Origin of the sequence: Pseudomonas rossensis, assembly GCF_039888995.1 — a bacterium.
In the GTDB taxonomy this organism is placed as follows: domain Bacteria; phylum Pseudomonadota; class Gammaproteobacteria; order Pseudomonadales; family Pseudomonadaceae; genus Aquipseudomonas; species Aquipseudomonas rossensis.
The window spans coordinates 1-20,744 of the sequence record NZ_JBBWCB010000044.1; the positions used below are offsets into that span (position 1 = coordinate 1).

Annotated in this window: 30 protein-coding genes and 1 pseudogene; 21 read left to right on the forward strand and 10 right to left on the reverse strand. The window is 57.0% G+C overall.

Annotated elements, in window-relative coordinates; translation table 11 throughout:
* Both WLY71_RS13930 and WLY71_RS13935 read right to left on the reverse strand, forming a co-directional pair.
* Window positions 1–190 (reverse strand): thioredoxin domain-containing protein (locus WLY71_RS13930; RefSeq protein ID WP_489685669.1); only part of this gene is annotated, 190 nt, incomplete at its 3' end.
* Entirely contained in the window at window positions 187–663 is a 477-nt protein-coding gene (locus WLY71_RS13935) for a formate dehydrogenase subunit gamma (RefSeq protein ID WP_347803998.1), read from the reverse strand. The genes WLY71_RS13935 and WLY71_RS13930, both read right to left, overlap by 4 nt.
* A 440-nt stretch (window positions 664–1,103) precedes the next feature.
* Here WLY71_RS13935 and WLY71_RS13940 point away from each other — a divergent pair.
* Window positions 1,104–1,464 (forward strand): annotated as a pseudogene (locus WLY71_RS13940) (potassium channel family protein).
* Between the two features lie 369 nt (window positions 1,465–1,833).
* Window positions 1,834–2,661, forward strand: a complete 828-nt coding sequence (locus WLY71_RS13945; protein WP_347803999.1) for an NYN domain-containing protein — start codon at window positions 1,834–1,836, stop codon at window positions 2,659–2,661.
* 75 nt (window positions 2,662–2,736) lie between these two features.
* Here WLY71_RS13945 and WLY71_RS13950 read toward each other — a convergent pair whose 3' ends face one another.
* The 8 genes from WLY71_RS13950 to WLY71_RS13985 all read right to left on the reverse strand — a co-directional run bounded on the left by WLY71_RS13950 (window position 2,737) and on the right by WLY71_RS13985 (window position 8,023).
* Window positions 2,737–3,066 carry a hypothetical protein gene (locus WLY71_RS13950; RefSeq protein ID WP_347804000.1) on the reverse strand — a complete coding sequence of 110 codons (330 nt, stop codon included), beginning with the start codon at window positions 3,064–3,066 and terminating at the stop codon, window positions 2,737–2,739.
* A gap of 320 nt (window positions 3,067–3,386) precedes the next feature.
* Window positions 3,387–3,581 (reverse strand): helix-turn-helix transcriptional regulator, encoded by a 195-nt coding sequence (locus WLY71_RS13955; RefSeq protein WP_347804041.1) that lies wholly within the window; start codon window positions 3,579–3,581, stop codon window positions 3,387–3,389.
* Between the two features lie 27 nt (window positions 3,582–3,608).
* Window positions 3,609–4,976 (reverse strand): ISL3 family transposase, encoded by a 1,368-nt coding sequence (locus WLY71_RS13960; RefSeq protein ID WP_347804001.1) that lies wholly within the window; start codon window positions 4,974–4,976, stop codon window positions 3,609–3,611.
* A 36-nt stretch (window positions 4,977–5,012) separates the two neighbouring features.
* Entirely contained in the window at window positions 5,013–5,759 is a 747-nt protein-coding gene (locus tag WLY71_RS13965; protein WP_347804002.1) for a hypothetical protein, read from the reverse strand.
* A gap of 209 nt (window positions 5,760–5,968) precedes the next feature.
* Complete coding sequence (locus WLY71_RS13970) at window positions 5,969–6,226, reverse strand: hypothetical protein (RefSeq protein ID WP_347804003.1); 258 nt, start codon at window positions 6,224–6,226, stop codon at window positions 5,969–5,971.
* A gap of 53 nt (window positions 6,227–6,279) precedes the next feature.
* Window positions 6,280–6,981: a hypothetical protein gene (locus WLY71_RS13975; protein ID WP_347804004.1), complete on the reverse strand. Its 702-nt coding sequence runs from the start codon at window positions 6,979–6,981 to the stop codon at window positions 6,280–6,282.
* Window positions 6,982–7,106: 125 nt separating this feature from the next.
* Window positions 7,107–7,352: a hypothetical protein gene (locus WLY71_RS13980; protein WP_347804005.1), complete on the reverse strand. Its 246-nt coding sequence runs from the start codon at window positions 7,350–7,352 to the stop codon at window positions 7,107–7,109.
* Window positions 7,353–7,393: 41 nt separating this feature from the next.
* Window positions 7,394–8,023, reverse strand: coding sequence for a helix-turn-helix transcriptional regulator (locus tag WLY71_RS13985; RefSeq protein ID WP_347804006.1), 630 nt, complete (start codon window positions 8,021–8,023; stop codon window positions 7,394–7,396).
* Window positions 8,024–8,127: 104 nt separating this feature from the next.
* Between WLY71_RS13985 and WLY71_RS13990 the strand changes: the two genes are divergently transcribed.
* From WLY71_RS13990 to WLY71_RS14075, 19 genes are all read left to right on the forward strand, one after another.
* Window positions 8,128–8,340 carry a Cro/CI family transcriptional regulator gene (locus WLY71_RS13990; RefSeq protein WP_347804007.1) on the forward strand — a complete coding sequence of 71 codons (213 nt, stop codon included), beginning with the start codon at window positions 8,128–8,130 and terminating at the stop codon, window positions 8,338–8,340.
* 2 nt (window positions 8,341–8,342) lie between these two features.
* Window positions 8,343–8,654: a transposase family protein gene (locus tag WLY71_RS13995; RefSeq protein ID WP_347804008.1), complete on the forward strand. Its 312-nt coding sequence runs from the start codon at window positions 8,343–8,345 to the stop codon at window positions 8,652–8,654.
* A gap of 159 nt (window positions 8,655–8,813) precedes the next feature.
* The gene (locus WLY71_RS14000) at window positions 8,814–9,794 is read left to right on the forward strand and encodes a DUF1376 domain-containing protein (protein ID WP_347804009.1); all 981 of its coding nucleotides are present in this window, start codon (window positions 8,814–8,816) and stop codon (window positions 9,792–9,794) included.
* On the forward strand, window positions 9,787–11,211 hold the full coding sequence (locus WLY71_RS14005) for a replicative DNA helicase (protein WP_347804010.1): 1,425 nt from the start codon (window positions 9,787–9,789) through the stop codon (window positions 11,209–11,211). The genes WLY71_RS14000 and WLY71_RS14005 overlap by 8 nt, the downstream gene beginning before the upstream one ends.
* 132 nt (window positions 11,212–11,343) lie before the next feature.
* Window positions 11,344–12,225: a hypothetical protein gene (locus tag WLY71_RS14010; protein WP_347804011.1), complete on the forward strand. Its 882-nt coding sequence runs from the start codon at window positions 11,344–11,346 to the stop codon at window positions 12,223–12,225.
* A gap of 30 nt (window positions 12,226–12,255) precedes the next feature.
* Window positions 12,256–12,609, forward strand: coding sequence for a hypothetical protein (locus WLY71_RS14015; RefSeq protein WP_347804012.1), 354 nt, complete (start codon window positions 12,256–12,258; stop codon window positions 12,607–12,609).
* Window positions 12,610–12,759: 150 nt separating this feature from the next.
* The gene (locus tag WLY71_RS14020) at window positions 12,760–13,131 is read left to right on the forward strand and encodes a DUF3450 domain-containing protein (protein WP_347804013.1); all 372 of its coding nucleotides are present in this window, start codon (window positions 12,760–12,762) and stop codon (window positions 13,129–13,131) included.
* Complete coding sequence (locus WLY71_RS14025; protein WP_347804014.1) at window positions 13,131–13,469, forward strand: hypothetical protein; 339 nt, start codon at window positions 13,131–13,133, stop codon at window positions 13,467–13,469. The genes WLY71_RS14020 and WLY71_RS14025 overlap by 1 nt, the downstream gene beginning before the upstream one ends.
* Window positions 13,466–14,086: a glycoside hydrolase family 19 protein gene (locus tag WLY71_RS14030; protein WP_347804015.1), complete on the forward strand. Its 621-nt coding sequence runs from the start codon at window positions 13,466–13,468 to the stop codon at window positions 14,084–14,086. Before WLY71_RS14025 ends, WLY71_RS14030 begins: the two co-directional genes overlap by 4 nt.
* A gap of 27 nt (window positions 14,087–14,113) precedes the next feature.
* A complete protein-coding gene (locus WLY71_RS14035; RefSeq protein WP_347804016.1) occupies window positions 14,114–14,497 on the forward strand; it encodes a Gp49 family protein in 384 nt (127 codons plus the stop codon).
* A 10-nt stretch (window positions 14,498–14,507) separates the two neighbouring features.
* Window positions 14,508–14,960 carry a lysis system i-spanin subunit Rz gene (locus tag WLY71_RS14040; RefSeq protein WP_347804017.1) on the forward strand — a complete coding sequence of 151 codons (453 nt, stop codon included), beginning with the start codon at window positions 14,508–14,510 and terminating at the stop codon, window positions 14,958–14,960.
* Between the two features lie 3 nt (window positions 14,961–14,963).
* Entirely contained in the window at window positions 14,964–15,200 is a 237-nt protein-coding gene (locus WLY71_RS14045; protein WP_347804018.1) for a hypothetical protein, read from the forward strand.
* A gap of 167 nt (window positions 15,201–15,367) precedes the next feature.
* Window positions 15,368–15,733 carry a hypothetical protein gene (locus WLY71_RS31340; protein WP_425589925.1) on the forward strand — a complete coding sequence of 122 codons (366 nt, stop codon included), beginning with the start codon at window positions 15,368–15,370 and terminating at the stop codon, window positions 15,731–15,733.
* On the forward strand, window positions 15,714–16,226 hold the full coding sequence (locus tag WLY71_RS14050; RefSeq protein WP_347804019.1) for a terminase small subunit: 513 nt from the start codon (window positions 15,714–15,716) through the stop codon (window positions 16,224–16,226). Before WLY71_RS31340 ends, WLY71_RS14050 begins: the two co-directional genes overlap by 20 nt.
* Complete coding sequence (locus tag WLY71_RS14055) at window positions 16,174–17,643, forward strand: phage terminase large subunit family protein (RefSeq protein WP_347804020.1); 1,470 nt, start codon at window positions 16,174–16,176, stop codon at window positions 17,641–17,643. The genes WLY71_RS14050 and WLY71_RS14055 overlap by 53 nt, the downstream gene beginning before the upstream one ends.
* A gap of 5 nt (window positions 17,644–17,648) precedes the next feature.
* A complete protein-coding gene (locus tag WLY71_RS14060) occupies window positions 17,649–17,999 on the forward strand; it encodes a hypothetical protein (protein WP_347804021.1) in 351 nt (116 codons plus the stop codon).
* Between the two features lies 1 nt (window position 18,000).
* Window positions 18,001–19,695 (forward strand): portal protein, encoded by a 1,695-nt coding sequence (locus WLY71_RS14065; protein WP_347804022.1) that lies wholly within the window; start codon window positions 18,001–18,003, stop codon window positions 19,693–19,695.
* On the forward strand, window positions 19,695–20,012 hold the full coding sequence (locus WLY71_RS14070; RefSeq protein ID WP_347804023.1) for a Bbp19 family protein: 318 nt from the start codon (window positions 19,695–19,697) through the stop codon (window positions 20,010–20,012). The genes WLY71_RS14065 and WLY71_RS14070 overlap by 1 nt, the downstream gene beginning before the upstream one ends.
* A complete protein-coding gene (locus WLY71_RS14075; RefSeq protein ID WP_347804024.1) occupies window positions 20,009–20,743 on the forward strand; it encodes a hypothetical protein in 735 nt (244 codons plus the stop codon). The genes WLY71_RS14070 and WLY71_RS14075 overlap by 4 nt, the downstream gene beginning before the upstream one ends.
* Window position 20,744: the final 1 nt, after the last annotated feature.

Sequence of the window (20,744 nt, forward strand, 5' to 3'; positions counted from 1 at the left end):
CATCGGCAGCGGTCAACGGGCCAAAACCGATTCGGCCTTGCGGGGTGTCCACCTCCAGCAGCGGTTCCAGCCAGTACAGGCCGCGAGAACTGGTGCGTTGCAGATCCACATTTTGGAGGGCCAAGGCCACTTCATCAGCACCCACGGCACGAGCCAGCGAATCAGCGGACAGATAGAGACGCGGCATCATGCGTCCTCCCGGCAAGCGTCGAGCAAGGCATCAAGACGCTCGGCACTCAGCCGCGCATGCACCCGGCCATCCAGCTCCAGAGCGGGCGAGCAAGCGCAAGCGCCGAGGCAATACACCGGACGCAAACTGATGTTGCCGTCGGCGCTGCTGCCGTGATCGTCCAGTTGCAGACGTTCGCGCAACTGCGCGGCCAACTGCTCGGCACCGCGGCTCTTGCAGGATTCGGCTCGGCACAGACGCAGGATATGCCGAGCCGGCGGCGCGGTACGGAAGTCATGGTAAAAGCTGATCACCCCGCGAACCTCGGCCTGACTCAGGTTTAGCGCGTGGGCAATCTCGGGGATGGCGGCATCGGGGATATAACCGATGCCCTCCTGAATCTCATGAAGAATGGGCAACAGTGCGCCGGGGGAGCCCTTGTGGCGCTCCAGCAGACTGTTGACCATCGGCAGGTGCAACATCTCATCAGGCATTCAGCATTCCTCACGGTCACGGACAAACCAGAGGGTTGTCGGTCGTCCGAAAGTGTCGGCTGCGGCACTCACACCACGTCACGGTATCGTGGCAATTTCAGGCCGTTGGCCAGGGCACCCTGAGCGGGCATCTTGTTGTGCCCGGCGCGGTCTTTGCCGCACCTCTACTGGGCATAAAGGGCAGCTTGCCACGCTGCTATTGATTGAACTGCACCAAAGCGACGTGTTCGGTTCTGCCTACGACTATCCATTAAGTCTAGATGAGCACTGCCAGAGGCGTTGTCCCCTCCGTTGGTTGACGTCATGGGCGGGTTGGAAAACAAAGATGTGATCAAGGCGGGAGTGAAATGGATCAGTTGACCAACAGTTTCCAGCGCCTGTGCCGAGCTGATGGCATGTAATACACCTGCCGCTCAGGCAAACCTCAGGAAGCCCATGACATGAAGCCCTCTCATGCATCGCACGTCCGTCGAGAATTCTTCAAAGCAATCGGGTTCTATTTGCGCGTTGTCTGGCCGATCTTCTCCGTAACTGTTTCTGCTGATCGTGCTGTTCGGCCTCATCATCAGCTATCTAGAGGGCTGGGATCTTTTTGACGGCATCTATTTCGGCTTCGTGACCGGTTTGACCATCGGCTATGGAGAACTCGTGCCGAAACTGGCCGTCTCGCGGGTTCTGGCGATTTTGCTGGGGTTCAACGGGGTGTTGATGACGGCGATATTTGCGGCAATCAGCGTTCGGGCGATAGAGGTTGCAGTGCGGGCGACGAGACGGGAAGAGTCGGGTAAGCCGACGGCGTGAAGTCATGCTTGGTTGCGACTGGAAGGGGAGGAAGTCATCGACTCCTGAAAATCCATGCGCGAGGGCGTGGTGTTTACCGCGGTCAACGTGGGAAAAAAACGGGAACAGTTCATGATTTCTCCTCCCCGTAGTGGGTGTCCCCTTTGTTGTGGTCAGACTTTTTCACCAGCAGACTTTCTTTCCCCTGCGTGGACGGTTGGCGTGGTGACGGCAAAACAGTGGCCTTTTTCGCAGTCCTCCCCTAATGTTTTTACAACACGTCTCAGGTCTCGGCTTTTTATGTCCGTTAAAAAAGACGTGATGAATCCGGCCTGCTCAGACCCGTTCACCTCACTTCCGATCCTGTCAGCCACATTTCAAGGATGATCCATGGTCAGTAAGTCCACGCACTCTAACCAGCAAAAACACCTCGCGGTGCTTATCGACGCTGACAACGCTCAGGCCTCGATCGTCGAAGGGTTGTTTGAGGAGATTGCCAAATACGGCATTGCCAGCGTGAAACGAATGTACGGCGACTGGACCGGACCTCAATTGGGCAGTTGGAAAAAGCTCATGCTTGAGCACTCGATTCAGCCCATCCAACAATTCGCCTACACCAAGGGCAAGAACGCCACCGACAGTTCGTTGATCATCGATGCGATGGATTTACTCTACACCCGCCGTTTTGACGGCTTTTGTCTGGTTTCCAGTGACAGCGACTTCACCCGGCTGGCGGCGCGCCTGCGGGAGGAGGGTATGACGGTCTATGGATTTGGTGAACAAAAGACACCCAAGCCTTTTGTCTCTGCTTGTGACAAGTTCATTTACACCGAGATTCTTCGTGCCGAAGAAGTCGTCGAGCCAGCCAGCCAAGGCGAAAAAGCTCCCAAAACAACTGATTCAGTTACGGAGATGGATAAACAGTCGACGCCGCCACAATCGGCCAAACACGCGAAAGTACCTGTGGAGTTCATCGCCAAGATTCTCGACGACATCGCAGAAGAGGATGGTTGGGCGCTGCTGGCCACATTGGGAACAAACATCAGCAAGCTTCGTCCTGCCTTCGACTCACGTCTGTATGGCCATACCAAACTCAGCGGCCTGATTCGTAGCCAATCCAAATGGTTTGAACTGGAAACTCGAGGGAATTTGCCGACGGGCGGGGCCGTGTTGTACGCACGCAATAAAAACAGAACCCTCGATAATAAAGCCCGCTGATGCGGCGACCAACACAGGTCGGCCAAGCGCAGTCCATGGATGAGATGTACCACTCTTTGGGCAAAGCCTGATTACTCACTGAATATCTTTCAAGTAATCCCTAAGCGCAATGAGCGGCGCATCAAGCTGCTCCATCGTCCGCGCATTGCTGAAATTAGCTGACAACCGATACAGCTCGCGCCCTAGCGGCGTATCAGCCCCGCCTATAGCGTCCAGCGCCAAACCTACACAGTGCGCCACTCTAAACTGAATCCCCTCAACATCCCCCCGCCGCACCAGCAACCCAAACACCTCCCGCTCATAGTCACTCATGATCGGATCATCCCGCAGAATCGGACTTTCCCCCTCCCTCTCATAAGCCAGCTTGAGGGCGAAAAGGGCAACGGTTTCCAGTGGCAATTCCATTGTGTGAATCCTTGATTCGTTAGCGAACGGTTTGGGGCTGTAGCACCGAAAAGACAAAATCAAAAGATCGCAGCCTTCAGCAGCTCCTACGCAGTGGCGGGGTGGGGCTCACTTTTCTATAGGCGAAAAAAAAGGCCTTGCAAAGCAAGACCTTTCTTAATTTTGGTGCCCCGAGGGAGACCCTAATTTTCCAACAAACACTGGCGGAATAAGAGTGTTTCGATGGTGGCCATACAAACGGCCATACAGGAAGGCTTGCACTGTGGCGGATCTTAGCAGAAATATTGCCCCGCTCTGATGGCGGGGCGAGAGGATTGTAGTTACGCGGCAGCCCTGCTGTCTCCCTTTGATTTGATCCAGGCTTCCACCTCGGATTTCACAAAGTAGGCGTGTGCCTGGCGGTGTGGTCCGTCTTTGATTGGCTTGGGAAAGTTCGAGTCCTTACTACGGACACGATGAAGTGTGGTGCTGCTGATACCGAGCATATGCATCACATCATTCCGACTGATAAGGATGCGCTCAGTGGAGTCTTGATTTCTGGGCTATTCGGATAACTGTGTGTAAACAGCTGCCCAGTCGATGGTGTCTTCCCACTCCATTGACTGTGTAATTGATCTTTCACTGCACTCAGGACAGATGCAGTGTTTTCGATCATCACCTTCCTCGGTGGGCATCCAGGAAGCTCGCTCATCCTCGAAGAACAGCCCGCCGCATGAAGCGCAGAACCAGTCCGGTGATTGTCCCGCCCTTGCGCTTCTGGAGAAGAGGACGCGGGCCCGGATGATGTCGAAGGTGTATCCGCGACCATTCCGGTTGATGACCTTGGTCATGCCGTTCAGGGCCTCGGTGTAGCCGTTGGTGATGGGGTTGTCGAAGTAGTTGACGATCTGCTGCCGCCAGTTCTTCAGGGCTGACAGCAGGTCTTTGTAATCCACCGCTACGTCGCTTGCCTTCACCTGGGTGACCCATGCCTCAATGGCTGGGATGGCCTCGGCCTTTGGGAGGTTGTACAGGGCGTAGAAGTCCTCCTTGAACTGATACGACTGACCAATCTCAGCGTCGTTATCGACCCACATATCGAGGTTGAAAGCCTGCTTGTCAGTGAGGTTCGCGCCGCTCTTGTTGAGCAGCACCTTACTGCGCTTCCACTCCTTGTTGACCTTGACGCCCTGGGCCTTGCCGCGACGGATGCGGGTCTTGTCCACGGCGTAGTTAGCCATCCGGACAACGTGGAACTTGTCGATAACTACTGGCACGCCAGGCGCCATCATGTTCACCACGTTCAGGTATGGCCGCCACATATCTGTGGCCACGCCCAGCAAGGTCGAGCGATCAGAGAAGCCGTGAAGCCAGCGAGCCAAGGTGTCCTGATCGCGATGGGGAAGGATGTCGATGGGTACGTTTCGGCCTACGTCTGTCAGGACGCAGCGCATGTCTCCGGCGATCTTGGTCTCGTCGATGCCTAGCCAATTTGGCAGGTACGGCTTGAACTGGGTGCTCATGTAGTGGACGTAGTCGTTAGCGATGTTGCGGATCGTCTTCTCGTCGCAGCCAATGTGCTCGGCCAGCCTGGTGAAGGTGTCACGCAGGCATTGAGTCTTGATGTACTCGACGCACCGCTTAGTCATGCGCCGATCAACCTCGATGCCCTCCAGAGGCTGGAGAGAAGTTCCTCCACATTCCCGGCACTTGTATCGCTGAACCTTGGCCTCAAGCTGGACGTGAGCGCCCCTGATAGGGCTATCGCGGTAGGCCACTACCTTGGGGCCATGCCGGTACAACTTGCCGATCAGGCCGCATTTGGTGCATGCCTGAAGAGCAACTTTGTATTCGGCACTGATCTTGTAGGTGCCATCGCTCAGGGTTGAGCTGATCACCGTCCAGTCAGCGAGATCAAGGATGTCCGTCAAAGTGATTCCTTACTACGGCGGCCAAAGGCGATGACTTTAGACAAAACACATGCCTGAGTCACATCTACCAGTAAAGAGATCGTCCCCAGAGGAGAAATCAGCCTCATCAAGCGGCTGAGCGGTGTCAACCAGCCAGAGGTCTTCGTCAATCAGGCGAATGTCTTTGTCGAACTGGACGGCCTTTGCGAAGTCAGCAGGGGCATTCTCTTTCTGCCACCGACGATCATGCTTATTCATGTTGGGGCACATCCAGCAGGCCGAACGAGGTGGCCCAGGCCAGCCCATGCGCTTAACAAGGGCTATGCAGTCGCCGCGTGTCATGCGCCGTTCAATCAGCGGGTAGCGGTTCTGCCACTTACCCATTGGCTGGGTGACACGACGCATCTCATCAATCGTGAAGCCAATCCATACATCGGCCTGGAGAACACCTTGTTCTGATGCCCAGCGCCGCATGACCCGCTGCTTCCACTCATTACTGCAATAGGTCGGGAGCTTACCTATCGACCCACTTTCAGTAGTGAATGCAGGGATCAGCAGGTCGTCATTGCGCATCAGGTCAACCGTTGCGTAGCGGCTTTTGGCAACCCTGTGCAGCTTAACCCCTGCCGCCTCCAAGGCTGGCAACACCCAGCGATCCATGTAATCCCAGGTGGTGCTCATCTCGCGCTCAGTATCGACGATGATCGAAAGGTCTGGGCTTAGCTCTCCTTGGCAAATGAGCGCGGCAATCGCGCTGCTTTGGGTTCCACCACCGCTACTCCAAATCTGGGTTCGCTCAGTCATTTTCGATTACCAGTTACACACGATATTCCGGATTTGGATTATAGCTGACCCTCATGAATTACACACGATTATCCGAATAGCCGATTTCTGGCGGTCATGGGGATACCTCGCCATGCAGTTCAGTCGGGTGGAAACCTTACGAAGCAAGGTGTTTCGTTGGAGCCTGGGACGGGCCGTTTGACTTTCCGGATCGGATATCTGGAAGTGATCTAGTCCACAGTTTCCAGAATAAGGGGGCCTGGTCCTAGGGCGTCTATCGAACGATCGAGAAGAATTTCAAATTCGGGTTTCCGGCAAAAGTCGTTATCTTTCATCCCTACAAATTGCTGAAGAAGCACTTCTGAGAGACCTGCATCGGCCATTGGCAATGATCCGAGCAAAAGGATAATAATGTCGTTAGATGCTTTAAGTCGGCGATCTAGATCTTCAACTTTCCAAGAAAGCTCACTTTTTTCCTGCTTTGACATTTGAAGATCCCTATTTCAGTTGGAAGGCTATTCGTTTTCGTAGCCAGTCGCAGCTATCCTATAAAGCCGATTTTATCGCACAGCTTTTCGAGTCTTGCGTCGTCCTGACCTGATTCAAGTCCGGCGTTGGCGCGGTCCAATAGGGTATCGAGCATCCCATTTGGCGCTTCAAGGTTTTCTCCAAACTGTTGCACCGAAGCTTTGAGCCATTCCTGTATCACGCCACTGAAGCCAACTACTTGTCCTTTGAGGGTGTCGGTTTCTTCCATCGTTCCAGGTATACGGGCAATCATTTCGCAGTAAATATTTGAAAGGCTGATTGCTTGTCGATCGCCCCCGCTCCCCTGGCGGCGCAGGTGGACGAGAAACATGCTGGCTATAGCCGATCCCGTCTCAATTCCTCCTAAGTACCCGCCAGTCAGCGGCACATCCCAAAAGCTGATACCTCCGCTCTTGGGGGCTACATGATCGCGCCCCACAAACGGCAACCTATGAATTTCAAGTTTAGCTCGTGGCTTTTCTCTGAGTTTTGCCATGACTTTTCCTGGCTTCAGGATGCTGCTGACGAGGCTGAGTTTGCGAGCGGTGTTCATATGGTCTCTCCGAATTCCAAGGTTGTTGTGCCGGCCGGATTCAAATTTTTTTCCTCGCTCAGAGTCCATAGGCGCTAATGAGAAAGGTAAAGTGGCCATCACATTCAATGATCTGCCGTCTTGCTTGGCCGTGGTTAATGCAGGACATGCGGCGAGCTGCATCAGGTCGGGTCATTGGCTAGGTATGGTTAATATTGCCGCAGGAAATTATTATCGTCAATGCCTGCGGGAATAATAATTTTCCTGGGCATAAAAAAACCCGCAGATTGCGGGTTTGGCCGAGGTGGTTACCTCGTAAGCCAGTGCATGCCTGACCATATTGCGCCGATCACTGAACCGAAAAAGAAGCTGGACCATACCCACACGACGAGCGTCATTGGAAGTCGACCAAGGAGAAATTCTGTAGCTTTGCGCGTGTCCGTGCCTACCCAAATCAAGCGGCGCGTCATCCTTATAAGCTTCCAAAAAAGAAATACAAACATCAGCAACGCCGCGCCCAGATAGCTGCACAGAAAGACTTCCTTGTAACCCATGTCCGTTCTCCAGGTGTAATTTTATCTTGTGGTTATTCTTGTCAGTCTGGAATTAAATTCTCTTGTCGGTCGTATTTGGCATCAAGCGCCACAACTAAGTAGCTGAGTATTCCAACTTCTTCATCGGTTAACTGTCCATCAAGTTCTGCTGCTGCGATTGAATAGAACAAGCTATAAAGTCGCTCTACTTTTCCTTCACGATCCTTTAGGGAATGAACAACACAATCCCTGGTTCGCTTCACGAAATCTCGTCGACGTCCAAAGCCGTCCTCCTTGCAGGCGTCGAAGAAGTTAGCGAGGGTCCAAAAAGCAACGTTCCCCCCACCACCAACCTTATTAAGTGCTTCGTGCGTTCTTTCAGTCTCCAGCTGCTGTATGCCATCTATAAGCGCATATTTTTCGCGAATCTCCGCAGCTAATCTTGGGCTGAAATCTTCTACAGGGATTCCGAATAAAACTTTCACCTTGAAAGCGAAGTCGAGGTTTAGTGCGGTTCTGCCATTTAGATAGTTGCTGAACGATCCTTGATTCATCCCAAGAGCTTCTCCTGCTTGCTCCTGGGTTATGCGCTCGCTTTTGGGGCGGGCTCGGTTCCATTCCGCGATAGCCTCTTTCAAGGCTGCGCACTCATCTTTTTCCCACTGATCGAGTTCACGTTTTTTCTGGCTCATAGACGCAGATTATTCCCGCAGGGCATGCCCGGCAAATTCCGCAGGCATTGACTTTAATAATTCCGCAGGAAATACTCACATGGTCATTCACACGAGGTGTCACCATGGAACGTATCCCGTTGGCCGATTTTTGCGAGGCTCATGGCCAAACCGCCGCGGCCAAAAAGCTTTGCATTACTCAGGGGGCGTTAAGCAAAGCTCTCCGGATTGGCCGCAAGGTTGATGTAATCACCCATCGCGATGGCTCCTTTTCGGCTGAAGAAATCAAACCATTCCCTTCGCAGTCTCAGGCTAGTCGCGACTCAGAGGTCGTCTGACCATGTCGACGAACTCATTAAGCCAAGAAGGCGCCGAAAGCTCACGGGAAACGGAAACCCTAATCTTGCAGCGGGTTTTGTCCGTGGGTCAGAAAGAGATAGCTCGTGAAACCGGGTTGAGTGAGTCGACTGTCTCGCGCTGGAACGAGGGAGAGTACGCAAGATGGGCCAAGGTGCTTTCGTTCCTAGGGCTGCGCGTGGTTCCCCAGTCAGCCATTGTCGTAACGGCTGCATACCTGCATTCGCTGGAAACCCTGGCTGAGATCGGGCTGAAGGCTGAGAAGAAGCGGCCTGGTCCGCTGGGATGGGACTGACCATGGCTTCCCCAAAACCATTCACTGCCGACGATTACGCCGCAATGGCTTCCGCCCTTTTGCTGGTGCCTGCATCAACACCACTTCGCCAGTCGTTACAACGCCACATGATTCGCTATTACGTGCGCTTGTCCTTAAGGCCAAAAGGGAGCCAGTCTCATGAAGCCTGAGCCGCCAATTCCTGCTGATGTTGACCTTCGTGGAATGGCTTTTATGCCGCTCGACGTCAACAGATTGCGCGACAGTGATCTGGCCATCGAGGCAACTGGCGAAGAATTTCGCGCCGCCGTGATGCTTTGGTGTGCATCTTGGAATCAAATTCCTGCCGGTTCTCTCCCAAACGCTGACGCTGCACTAGCGGCTTACGCTGGTTTTGGTCGAGATGTTAAGGGTTGGAAGAAGGTTCGTGCCGGCGCGCTTCGTGGTTTTGTCGAGTGTTCCGATGGACGTTTATACCATTCGGTTGTCACTGAAAAAGCAATGGAGGCGTGGGCCGAACGTGTTGAGTATCGCGAGATAAAAGAGAACGAAAAGTCCCGCAAACAAAGGGAGAGAGAGGATCGTAAGCGCATGTTCGAAGCTCTTCGAAATACTGGAATCGTCCTTCCCTATAACGTGACAACCTCCGAACTCAGATCGCAATACGACCTCATACAGTCCGATGATGATGGCGTGATAGGTCACGGACTTGTCACTGTGACAGGTCACGAACAGGACACGGCTAAGACAGGGACAGGGACAGGGACAGGGACAGGGACAGGGATTAAAGATCAAAAGACTCTCGTCGACGCCGAGCGTCTACCCGATGCCGCCCAGTCGCAACAAGAATCAGGAAACACCCCCCCACCGTGTCCCGCTCAAGCCATCGTCGATCTGTACCACAAGGGGCTACCCGAACTTCCCGCAGTCGTACTGCTCAACAACACCCGGCGCAAACACCTGCAAGCGCGTTGGCGTGAAAACCCAGTGCACCAGGACCTCCAGTTCTGGGCTGATTATTTTTTCCAAGTCAAAAAATCCCCATTCCTGTTGGGCAACACCGCTGGCCGCAACGGCGGAGCCCCATTCCGCGCCACGTTCGATTGGCTGATCAACGCCAGCAACTTCGTTAAAGTCATTGAGGGTAATTACCATGCGTGACCCCTACAGCCTCGAGGCCGAGCACGCAGTGCTGGGCGCAATGCTGATCAAGCCCGAGTTGATCGAAATCCTGTCAGCAGACCTCAAAACGTCCGATTTCTTCTTCGCTGACAACCGTGCCGTGTTCGACGCGATACTTGCACTTAAGACCCAAAACGCCGGAATCGACTTCCTCACGGTAGCCAACCACATCGGACTTTTGCCAGGCGGCGAAAATGCGCTGGGCTACACAGGCGCCCTGTACCGCGACACACCTAGCGTTGCTAACGCAAGGTCCTATGCCAACACCGTATTGGAGCGCAGCACCATCCGCGCCCTCATGACCGCAGCCCAGGCCATACACGAAATTGCGCAGGGCGATTCCGGCACCGAGGACAAAATCACCCAGTCCCAAGCTGAGATCAACGCCATCGGCGGCAGCTCCACAGGTTCCGAAACCATTACGGCTGGCGAAGCTGTCCGCAAGCACATTGAAGAGATCGAGCGTCGTGAAGCACTGGGCGGCCAGATGGACGGACTCAGCACAGGCATCCCATCGCTTGACGCCAAGATCATGGGTTTGAAGGGCGGCCAGCTAATCATCATCGCTGGCCGCCCGAAGATGGGCAAAACCACCTTGGCGATGAACATCGTCGACAACGTCGCCGTGCACAGCGGCAAGCGCGTGTTGGTGTTTAGCCAAGAAATGTCCCACGGCGAGCTGATGGATAAATCCCTGTCATCCCTGGGCAGCATCCCGTTGAAAGCGCTCAAGGACGGTTCAGCACTCACAACGCATCCAACGCAAATTCTTGAGGCTTCTGCGCTAATCGATGGCGCTGCTATCGAGCTGTACGACCGCAGCGGCGTCACTGTAAACCGCATCCGTTCCGTGGCTCGCCGGCAGAAGCTGAATTGCGGACTCGATCTGATCGTGGTCGACCACATCGGTTTGGTGGACGTCGACGACGCACGGGCAAACTCTGTGCAGCGCATCAGTGAAATCACCCGTCAGCTCAAGCTTCTGGCAAAGGAACTGGACGTCCCCGTCATCGCACTTTCGCAGCTCAACCGCCAGCTCGAGCAACGCCCGAACAAACGCCCAATCCCGTCTGACCTTCGTGACTCCGGATCGATCGAGCAAGACGCCGACATGATCGTTTTCGTGTATCGGGATGAGGTCTACGAACCAAACACCCAATTCCGCGGCATTGCCGAAATCATCATCGGCGCCGCCCGTGGGATTCAGCCTTGCACTGTGCGCGTCCAATACCAGGGCGGATACAGCCGGTTCACTGAGCTTGTAGCCGATACCGATAACGCGCGGCCGGATTTGTTCGACGAGGACTCGGACTACTCGTCCAACTCAGGAATTCCACTCGCCAAAGTCACCAGCATGGCAGATCGATACAAGAACTACGGGGGGCACCGTTCTTGACTGCCCACATAGCTAAAAAGACCGTGGGGCACGGACCGTTCACCACTGATGCTGAAGGTTTAGATGCTCGGCCTGCCAAGCGATTGCCCTGAAACACCGAACTACGCAGAACTACGCAATAAGGGGAAAATCATGAAACTGATCAGTGCGCGGCAGGCATGGCGGGAAGCGTTGCACGAGAGCCGTGACTCGGTTCTGGCTGCTGCTCAGGAACGTTCGAGGCTGGGGAAGAAGGGCAGGGTGGTCGGGGAGACCATGCCGTCCATGCGTGACAGCAACGGCCGCTGCGCTCACATGTTGGCTGCTGGTCTGGTGCAATCGGCGATAGGGACGCTGCCGAAGCCGCTGCAGCACTTCGGGAACGCGCTGTACTCACCAATCGCCAACGGCCAGGACATCAACGTGGCGCATGCTCTGGTGTGGCTGACGGTCGAGCTAGGCGAGTGCACGCCCAAGCGCAAGGAAGTGGCCTATTGGATGGCCCTTGCCGCGATCAAGAGCCACCAAGCGGCGGTGAATGGTCGAGAGGCTTGGGGGCCTGGCCGGGTGAGTGAATTCGTTTTGGGCTGGTACGGCGCCAAGGTCGACACCAGCCATTGGGCGCGTGATTGGGCTGTGATCTGGTCCAGCATCGCCAACGTGGTCGACACGCTGGACGCCAAGGCACTCAAGCCTGTTGCAGCGGTCGTCGTGCGCATGTCTGAGCGTGTCGATATCGGTTCGTGTCGCTGGGATCGCCACAACCGCGAGCACGTTGCCGAGGATCGATCGACAGCCTACGCCACGCGCCGCGAGCAATCGGTGATGGCGCTGCGTGAGAGGCTGAACACCATGGATACCGAGCAGCTGCGCCGCTGGCTGAGTCGCGTTCGGTCGTATGCAGCAGCGTACCGGGCAGAGTGGGGCAGCGATGTGGTTGAGAATCCAGGCCGTCACCTGATCTACCTGGACCGCATCGCAGAGTATTGGAATCAGCGCCAGCGGGTTGGTGAAGTGACAAGGCAGGTGGCGTAAGCTTTTGCAGAATCAACCGGAGGAATTGAAGTGACTGATAGCGAATTGCTTGAACTGGCGGCAAAAGCGGCAAACCTAACCATTCTCGGAAGCGCCCCTGGTCGTCCGGGATTGGACGTTTACGACGAGTCTCGGGGTGACGCACGTCGCTGGTGGTCGCCTCTCACCGATGACGGTGATGCGCTGCGGCTTATGGTTCACCTGGGCATGCGAGTCTACGTGTACCCCGATGCGGGCGATGATGTGACCGTTGTTGCGAACGACGAGCTTCGGATGAAGAACGCGCCCCACATCAGCGAACCGCATAGCAGCGACAAGCTTGCAGCTACTCGCCGGGCCATTGTTCGTGCCGCTGCCGAGATCGGTAAAAACACCACCGCTTGACCATTTGGCGAGCATTCAGGTACATTTTCCCCAAGTTGCAAAGTTACGCCCAGATCCCAGAAACCCGCCAAGTGCGGGTTTTTTGTTGCCTGAATTCTTTCCCGAGCCTCGCCATTCGTGCGGGGCTTTTTCGTATCTGGAGCTTACCCAATGGACCCTACCGACCTGGGCCCCGGCACTTTCGCGTGGCTGGGCGGTACCGGCACAGTTTTGCTCGGCGGCCTGCTCTGGCTTCGTAAGTTCCTGTCGAGGGACGCCACTGAACGCGCCATGGATAGCGCCGATATCGGCACGTTCAAGCGACTGAATGAGCTGCTCGACTCCGAACGCGCTGCCCGCAAGGAATCGGACGCACGCGCCGATCAATTCGCCAAAGAGCGGAACGAACTCGCTGCAGCTGTTGGCCGGATGGAAGGGCGCATTGAGTCGCTGACCAACCAGGTCGCACAGCTCACCGAGAAAGTCATGTCGCAGAGCGGTGAGATTGCTCGCCTGCGCCAACAGCTTGGAGGTGGCAACTGATGGACAGATGCGCAATGGAATTCATCGCTCGCCGCTGGTGGCGTCGGGCCGAGATCTGGCTTATCGCGATCATCCTGGTGCTGGGTGGCGGTGTGATCGGCTTCCAGATCAGTCAATGGGCGCTGGCCTCGGCTTACAACCAGCAAGTGGCCGACGTCCGTGCCGGTTACGACGAAGCCCTCAAGCAGCGCGACTGGCGCCTGAACAGCTTGGCGGACAAGACGCAGGACGCCGCAAGCAAGGTTGAGGCCGCTGCCAGCACTGCAACGCAGGCCGCTGACACCGCGAGCAAGGCCGCCGACAAGGTCAACGAAGCCGTAGAGCGGGCGAACCCATGAAGATCACGCCTTCCCACCTGGTCGCAATCATGCGCTGCCAGGATGCGACTGCACGCCTGTGGGCTGACCCGCTCAACGCTGCGTGCGAGCGCTTCCAAATCGACACACGCTTGCGCCTGGCTGCATTCCTCGCCCAGATCGGACACGAAAGCGGCCGGTTGGCTCGTGTGGTCGAGAACCTGAGCTATAGCGCCGCCGCACTGCAACGCACCTGGCCCGATCTGTTCGACGCCGAACTGGCAGCCGAATACGCGCACAAGCCCGAGCGCATCGCGAACGTCGCCTACAACGCCCGCATGGGCAACACCGCCGCCGGCGATGGCTGGAAGTATCGCGGTCGGGGCCTGATCCAGATCACCGGCAAGAACAACTACGCCGCCTGCGGTGAAGGCCTCGGGCTGGACTTGGTGACCACTCCAAGCCTGCTGGAGACCACGAAGGGCGCCGCGCTGTCGGCCGCCTGGTACTGGGACAGCCGGAACCTGAACGCTCTTGCCGATATCAGCGACATCCAGAACATCGGCAGCTTGATCAACACCGGACGGCGCGGACGTGTGCCGCACGGTGCTGCTGAGCGGCTGGCGCTGTACCAGGTCGCGCTGAAAGCGCTGGCTTGATCCTTTCCCAAACCCGAGGCAATCCACGTGAACGATAAAACGATTGAGCAAGAAATTCAGGCGAAGGGCCTGACAGCTCCCCGCATCACCCCCGGCGACGTCGAACGCAAGATCCGCAGCGAGTTTTACTTCACCGCCGGCGAAGGCGTTCTGGGCCAGAGCGAAATGGGCACCAAGCCTGCCGGTAACGCCGACAGCCTCAATCGCCTGACCTTCTGTGTCCTGGTGCTTGGCAACGGTTTCACTGTGACCGGCGAGAGCGCTTGTGTGAGTCGTGAAAACTTCAATGCGGAGATCGGTCGCAAGGTGGCTCGCACCAATGCTGTTGCGAAGATCTGGCCATTGATGGGCTACGAGCTGACCGAGCGCCTGCACCAACAAACTCAGCCGTCGCAAGCCCCGTCCGAATAAGGCCACCACCATGAATCGCTACCTGCTCATTGCCCTCGCCGCGAGTGCGGTAGCGATTCTGTTTGGCTGGCAGCACATCGAGCGCCAGGCCGATCAACTGGCCACGGCCACCGAGAAGGTCACCACTCTGACCAATGCCGCAGAGTCCCGGCGTAACACCCAGCGCCTGCTGGCCACCCTCGACACCGAACACACAAAGGCCCTGACCGATGCTCAAGCCGCTAACAACAAGCTTCGTGCTGATGTCGCTACTGGCGCTCGCCGGCTGTCAGTCGACGCCAACTGTCCCGCAGTGCGAGACGCCACCACCGCCACCGGCGTGGGTCATGCAAAAACGCGAGTCGAACTTGACCCAGCGGCTGGTGAACGAATTGTCGCCATCACCGACGACGGCGACCAAGGACTGATAGCGCTGCGCGCAGCCCAGGACTACATCAACCGCGTCTGCCTGAAAGGAAACTGAGCCATGTCCAAGTTCAAAGTCCGCACCTACGAAGAGAATCTGGTTGTCACCGCTGACCGGGTGGTGTTCGACCCAGATGGCGTGCGTCTCATGTTCTACACCGGCGACAAGATCACCGGCGCGTTCTCGCGCTACCTGTGGGTGCAAGAGGAACCGGCCGCCGAGACCAAGCCTGATCCTGCAGTTGAACCAGCCCCAGAACCAACCCCTGAGCCTGCGCCAGACACGCAGCCCGAGTAAGTGAGGCAGTTATGTCGAATCAATTCGTGCTCAGCAACAAGATCAATGTTGATCGGTTTTGGAGTTACGTACGCATTGGTGCCGACAATCAATGCTGGGAATGGCAGGGCGCTGTCGATGACCAAGGGTACGGACGGTTTCACATCGGGCGAAGCCGAAGCGCGACCATGCTTTCACATCGTGTCGCCGTTGGAATCAGTTCGGGGTTGGAGCCTGAAGCGGTGTGTCATTCCTGTGACAACCCCTCCTGCTGCAATCCATCGCATCTGATTGCAGGCTCAAGGTTGCTGAACAACCAAGACATGACCGCTAAAGGCCGACACTGGAGCGTGGCTTGCCCAGAGAAGTCGGTGAAAGGAGAGGCGCATGGGTCGGCAAAGCTATCTGAGAGTTCGGTTGCTGAGATACGCCGTCTTTATGCGCAAGGTGGGGTTTCACAACGAGAGGTAGCTAGGACCTACTCGGTATCCCAGCGGACGATAGCCAAAGTGATCAACCGCATTGGGTGGCCTCATGTCAAAGATGACGGCTAAGCAAACCCAGTTTGTTTCGGAATATCTTCAGGATCTGAACGCTACTCAGGCGGCCATTCGGGCGGGGTACAGCAAGCGCGGGGCCAAGGATCAGGCATGGCAGCTCATGCAGCGGCCGGAGATCGAAGCCGCGATCAAAGCGGCCATGGAGGCGCGCAATCAGCGGGCTCAGGTCGATTCTGATTACGTGCTGCAAAGGCTCACAGCCATCGATCAGATGGACTTGGCCGAGATCCACGGCGAAGACGGCAAGCTGTTGCCCATCCGGCAATGGCCAATCATCTGGCGCCAGATGGTGAAAGAGGTCGACATGAAGTCGGGCAAGGTCAAGTTCCACGACAAGCTCAGGGCGTTGGAGCTGATCGGCAAACACGTCAACGTCAATGCGTTCCGTGACCATGTGGAGCACAGCGGAAGCATCAATCTCACGAATATGACGGATGACGAACTTGATGCTCACATTGCCCGACTTGCCAACGGACAGGGCGGATAAGCTCGCCCTGGCTGGACTGCTTGCGGAGCGTGCGAGAAGGCTGAAACAGCGGCAGTTCAAGCTTCAGTTTGAATCCCTGTACGAGTGGCAACACAAATTCATCGCAGCCACCGCCGAGTATTCGGCCTGCATGCTGATGGCGGCCAACCGAGTCGGCAAGACACGCACGGGCTTGACGATCGATGCGGCGCACTTGCTTGGCGACTACCCGGACGACTGGGAAGGACACCGGTTTGATTTCCCGCCGCTGTGCTGGTTGCTCGGGTATTCCATGGAGAAAACCCGCGACCTGCTGCAGAAGCCGCTGTTCGGCACTTATGAAGATGGTGCATGGACTGGCGGGCTGATCCCAGCTGACAGGATCCTTGGTCACCTTTCAGCATCCGGCACACCGGGTGCGATGCGGGAAATCCGTGTCAGGCATAGATCTGGCAACGTGGCCACGGTGCAGTTCTGGTCTTACAGCCAGGGCCAGCACGCAATCATGGGTGACAGCGTCGACTGGTACCACATCGACGAAGAACCACAGGACAAAGAGATTTATCCGCAGGTTCTGACGCGTACCGCGACCGGTGACAAAGGTCGTGGGGGTCGCGGCATCCTGACGTTTACCCCGGAGAACGGGCGCACTGAGCTGGTGGTTAAGTTCATGGATGACCCGGCTGAGGGTCAGTACATGCAGCGCGCCACTTGGGATGACGCGCCTCACTTGAGTGACCGTATCCGCCGCGAGTTGCTTGCGGCCTATCCATCTTGGCAACGAGCAATGAGGACACAAGGGATGCCATTGCTCGGTACCGGTTTGATATTCGATTTCGGCGACGACGAAATCAAGTGCGCGCCTTTCCCATGCCCGCCGCACTTCTTTGTCATCAACGGCATGGACTTCGGCTGGGATCACCCGCAGGCACACGTCCAACTGTGGATCGACATCGAGGCGGACGTGATCTATGTCGCTCAAGCCTGGAAGAAAAAGAACGTAACGCCCGTCACCGCATGGGGATCCGTCAAGGCATGGGCTAAAGGCGTGCCAACCGCCTGGCCATCTGACGGCCTGCAGTCCGAGAAGTCCTCGGGCGAGCAGCAGAAGTCGGCCTATGTAGATGCCGGCTGGCAGATGTTGGATATCCACGCCACCTGGCCCGCTGGTGGCGTTGGCGTTGAGATCGGGATTGTTGAGCTCTACGAGCGCATGACAACCGGCCGCTTCAAGGTCTTCTCGCACCTGTCGGACTTCTTCGACGAGAAGATGAGTTACCACCGCGACGAGAACGGAAAGATCGTCAAGCTAAACGACGACATCCTTTCTGCTGCCCGTTACGCCTACATGATGCGCCGCTTCGCTATGCAGCGTTGGCAGTTGGAGTCGAAGGACGCGGGCCAATACCAATCGGATTACGACCCCTATTCGGAGTGATGAACATGTGCGGCAAGAGCGTTAAGAAACTGATGAACAAGGTCATCGACCTGGACCCGCTGCGCGGCGGTGACGTGATCCTTGAAGGCATGGGCCTGCCCAACCTGACTGGCGAGAACACTGGCTTTCTGGGCAAGGCTGACCGTGAGAAAGAGGCCGCCAAGGCAGCAGCAGGGTCTGGCACCACCGCCAACCCGGCCGCACCCACCACGAGCAGCGACTCGGTTCAGGCTGCTGTCGACGCAGAGCGCCGCCGGCGACTGGCTCAGTCCGGACAGAACGGCACCATCCTGACTGGGTCGTCGGGCCTGTTGGGTGGCGCCAACACCAGCAATAAAACGCTGTTGGGGGTGTAAGTTGGCCGACTCCCTGCGCGAGCGCCTTGAACAGCGGTATACCCGCCTGAAGCAAGAGCGCGACAGTAACTGGCTGCCCGAGTGGAAAGAGCTGGGCGACTTCATCAGTCCGCGTTCAGGGCGTTGGAACACCACCGACACCAATGACGGCAAGCGCCGCGACCAGAAGATTATCAACCCCCGGGCGTCGTTTGCATCGCGCACGCTGGGCGCCGGCATGCACACCGGCATGACAAACCCAGCCTCACCCTGGGTGAAGTTCGGCACGCCGGATCCAGACATGATGGAGTTCGCACCGGTCAAGGCTTGGCTTTACGCGGTCGAGAAGGCCATGCGCGAAGTCATGGCCAGGTCGAACCTGTACAGCGTCCTGCCGAACCGTTACGCCGAGGAAGGCGTGTTCGGGACGGCGCCGATGGTTGTGCTGCCTGACGACGATGACCTGTTGCGCGCCTATCCGCTGGCGGTCGGCAGTTACATGCTGGCCAACAACAGCCGCAACCAGGTGGACACGCTCTTTCGCGACTTCCGCATGACTGCCCGCCAGATGGAGCAGCAGTTCGGTCGGGAGAAGATGAGTTCCACCGCTCGAAACTTCCTGGATAAGAGCCCTGAAACTTGGGTCGATATCTGTCACGCGATCGAGCCGAACGACAAGCGCGAGAAGGGTAAGCAGGACAACGAGAACATGCCGTTCCGCTCCGTTTACTGGGAGAAGGCGAGCGACAAGGACACCATCCTGCGCAACTCCGGGTTCAAGACGTTCCCGGTCATGGCGCCTCGCTGGGACGTGCTGGGTGAAGACGTCTACGGCACGGGCCCGGGCTCTATGTGCATTGGCTCCACCAAGGCCGTTCAGCTGATGGAGCGTCGCAAGGCCGAGTTGCTGGAGAAAGGTGTGCGTCCGCCAATGGGTGCACCGGCCAGCCTCAAGAATCAGCGCGCATCGATCCTGCCTGGCAGCATCACTTACCTGAACGATATGCAGGTCGGTGCCAAGTTCGCTCCGCTGTATGAAGTCAATCCTGCCTGGCTGGGACAGCTCCGTGGCGAGATCGAAGCCGACAGCGAAATCATCGACACCGCGTTCTTCGTCGACCTGTTCCTGATGGTCAGCCAGATGGACTCAGTCCGGACGGCCTACGAGATCGCCACTCGCAAGGAAGAAAAGCTGCTGATGCTGGGCCCAACCTTGGAGCGTCAGACCGACGACCTGCTGGACCCACTGGTTGATATGTACTTCAACCAGATGCTCGAGCAATCGATTCCACGCTGGTCCGGCATGTTGCCAGGCGCGCCACTGATCCCGCCGCCACCGAAGGAACTGGCCGGCTTGGATCTTCGTGTCGAGTTCACCAGCATTCTGGCCCAGGCACAGAAGGCGATCGGCGTTTCCAGCATCGAACGCGCCATTGGCTTCGCCGGACAGGTGGCGACCACCACGCAGAGTCTTGCAGCGCTTGACCTGCTCGACTCTGACGAAGCCCTGCGCCAGTACTTCGAACTGATCGGCACGCCGCCAACGCTGGTCCGTGCAGAGGATGCCGTTGCAGCAATCCGCGAGCAGCGCGCCCAGGCACAGCAAGCCCAGCAGATGCAGCAGGAGTTGGGCAGCGTGATTCAAGGCGCGCAGATGCTAAGCCAGACCGACACCGGCGGCGACAACGCTCTCACTTCACTTGCCGGGGCTCTGTAATGACCGACTTCGACGCACTGGACGACCTGCAGGCAGAGGCCGACAAGGCCAAGAAGGATGCCAGAAAGCAGGAGATAGCCGACTTCCGCTGGATCATGGACGACCCACGCGGCCGTCGCTTTATGTGGCGCCTGATGGGCCAATGCAAAGTGTTCGAACCCTCATTCAACCCCCACGGTGGTGTGATGAACTTCAACGAAGGCCAACGAAATGTTGGCCTTTTTCTATTGGGCGAAACAAACGACCTGTGTCCATCGATGTTCCCGGTCATGGCCGCCGAAAACGCCCCCAAGCCTGTAGAGGATGAATCCAATTGAATCGCCTGATGATGAAACTGATGGGCCACGTCCTGATGAACGAAGCCCCGGCCGACGGCGCCCCATCGGGCGTTGCCGCACAAGCACCAGTAACGCCAGCGGCTGCAACAGCAGCGGCACCGGCACCCGATAACACCCTGTTGACCCCACCCGCAGCGCCAGCAACCACCGACCCTAAACCCGAAGGTGGCGACCCAGCGAAGCCAGGTGACCCCGCAAAACCAGAAGACGGCAAGCCCAAGGACGAGGGCAAGAAAGATGAGCCACAGGGCGCGCCTGAGGCCTACACCGACTTCACCCTGCCGGAAGGTATGGAAATGGATTCCGAGGTACTTGGCGAATTCAAGGACTTTGCCAAGGAACTGAACATTTCGCAGGAAAAGGCCCAGCAGTTGATCGACTTCCAAACGAAGTTGGCCACCAAGCAGGCCGAGGAATACCAAGCCGCCGTCGTGAAACAGGGAGAGCAGTGGGCGGCTGCCGTGAAGAACGACCCCGAACTGGGTGGCGAGAACTACGACAAGAGCGTAGCGAGCGCCGTGAAGGTAATTCAGGCATTCGGCGACGACGGCCTGAAGGAACTGCTCAACACCTCCGGCCTGGGTAATCACCCGGCGCTGTTCAAGTTCTGCCACCGCGTCAGTCAGGCGATCTCGGAAGACAAGTTTGTTCTCCCGGGCAGCCAAACCGACGCCCCCAAAGAAATGACAATTGTCGACGCCTTCAGCTGAG